Origin of the sequence: Acinetobacter sp. WC-743, from assembly GCF_000335555.1 — a bacterium.
GTDB lineage: Bacteria > Pseudomonadota > Gammaproteobacteria > Pseudomonadales > Moraxellaceae > Acinetobacter > Acinetobacter bereziniae.
In genome coordinates this window covers 1-296 of sequence record NZ_AMFQ01000021.1, presented here as the reverse complement: position 1 = coordinate 296, position 296 = coordinate 1, and the positions used below count along the sequence as shown (strand labels likewise).

The window sequence follows — 296 nt, the reverse complement described above, 5'->3', positions numbered from 1 at the left end:
AGGTGAAAATGCTTTAGTGATTGGTTATAACAACAATGTTGCACAAGATAAAACGGTTGCATTAGGTAGTTCGATCACCACCACTCAAGCCAACAGTGTTGTATTAGGCAATGAATCTACAGATCGAGCAGCGACTTCTGAGTCAAAAGTCAGCATCAATGGTCAAGATTATGCCTTTGCGGGTGTAGGATCAGCTAACAATGGTGTGGTCAGTGTCGGTAAAGCAGGCGCTGAACGTCAAATCATCAATGTGGCGGCAGGAAAAGTCAGCAGTGACAGTACCGATGCAGTGAATG

At 44.6% G+C, this 296-nt stretch carries 1 pseudogene; it reads left to right on the top strand.

Features of this window, described 5'->3' with window-relative positions:
- Positions 1–296, top strand: a pseudogene (locus ACINWC743_RS03215) (cell surface protein); the annotation flags it as partial.